Here is a 1831-nt window from a genome sequence, read left to right as displayed (position 1 = left end):
TATTGCATTATCAAATTACCGCCACTTTTGACATACTCAAAAAGTAGTTCTTGTCTAAATTTTAAGTGTTCGTGTATGTTGTAGGCTCTTATTCCAACAACTACAGCGTCAAAACCAAGAAGGTTTTCAAGAGTCATTGCTTCCAAATCAATTTCATTAACGGTATAACCAATTTGTCTTAATGCTGAAGGTATTTCGTCTCCTGCACCTGCGATGTACCCAATGTTTTGGCCATTGGTTTTGATAGGTATGCGAGCTACTTTTGCTTCAGCAGGCATCAAAATATGCTGATAAGGAATGTGATTGTAATCTATGGATATTTTTTCAAGACTGTAAGCGTTTTCATCAACCTGAATGGATAATTGAATGCTTCCCTCTTCTTTTTTTTGTGGTGGAGTTACTTTAAAGACAAACTCTTTTTCCTGATCTTTTTGTTCGAGTGAAAAGGGTTGCGGGTTGCTTACTTTCCATCCTTCAGGATGTTGCAAAGCAACTGTTCCTGAAATATTGTTTTTACCTGCTTTTACGGTAACGGTAATGTTTTTAGGATCATTATTTTCAAATATGTAAACTTTTTGATTTATTTTTCCAGTTACTTCGGGTAGGATTTGAAAGGGTTGATACACTTCGCCGGTTACAGGACTGTTAAATTTGTAGACCAGGTTTTTTTCAAAAGTGAACTCTTCTTCTTGAATAGTTAGTTTAAAGTGCATTGGTTGATTTTCATTGGTAGTTGGCAGTCCAATGTTTTCAGTATTTGAAACGGTGTAAAGACCTAATGACGCTTTTTCTTTTAGCCAGTATGGTGTGGTATATTTAGCATCTTCAGGAATTGTAATAGAGTATTGGTTTTCAAAACGCTCATTGGTTTTTAAAGCAGCACGATCAGTAAAAAGTGGATAATTGTTATAGGATATTTGATTGAGCACCACATTGACATTGGTACGGTTAATAGCTTCAAGGTTTACTGTTATAGAAGAACCGGGTGCGGTATATTGGCTTTCGGTGACGACCTCAAGAAAAAGTCCGCTGCAGGCCTCAATGATTTGTTTTATTTCTTTAGTTTTTTGAATACCCCAATAGTCTGTTCGGTTTTTGAGTAATTTATAGGCTGCAACCAATTCAGGAATGCTTGCTGCCGGATTTTTAAAGTCAAAATTACGTTCAACTTGGTATAAAATTTCACCAATTTCATTTCCGCCATCAATGCGCGACCAACTTGTATTTACACCTTCAAATATGTTGGTTGGGTCTGTTGGCATAGAACCTTTAATTAATTCGAGATATTCTGTTTCCTGACCCCTTGAGCCGGTATTTCCAAAACCCTGTGATTGATGCTGACTTCTACTGAGTGCTGCAATTTCTCCATTTGATAGTCCAATGGATGGGTAGAACGCTCCCGTGTTTAACGCTACCAGATTTGATTTGTCAGCTCTTTCAAACTTCTCTTGACTTCCATAAAACCACCAAGAGGTATTGAAGAACAATCGTTTTGGTTGCCATAGTTCTTGACTGTTTAATTGTTGGGGAAAAACATTTTGTTCAGAAGATAAATCAAAAGCCTCGAGACTAAGAATTGCTGATGCTGTATGATGACCGTGTGTGGTGCCAGGTGTGCGGTGATTGAATCTATTGATAATTACATCGGGTTTGAATTTTCTAATGGTTAAAACCAAGTCACTCAACACTTGCTCTTTATTCCAAATAGATAAAGTTTCTTCCGGATTTTTAGAATAGCCAAAATCGATGGCTCTTGTAAAGAACTGTTCTCCTCCGTCAATTTTTCTGGCTTCCTGAAGTTCATTGGTTCTTATTACACCCAGCAATGGGC

General features: G+C 37.2%; 1 protein-coding gene. It reads right to left on the bottom strand.

Annotated elements, in window-relative coordinates; all coding sequences use genetic code 11:
- The coding region (locus AACY61_RS13165) for an LmbE family protein (protein ID WP_339612040.1) at positions 1–1831 on the bottom strand (1831 nt) is incomplete at both ends.

It is taken from the genome of uncultured Planktosalinus sp. (assembly GCF_963973675.1).
Classification (GTDB): Bacteria; Bacteroidota; Bacteroidia; order Flavobacteriales; family Flavobacteriaceae; genus Planktosalinus.
Note: the sequence above shows the minus strand (reverse complement) of the source record. Positions and strands in the feature narration are given on the sequence as shown.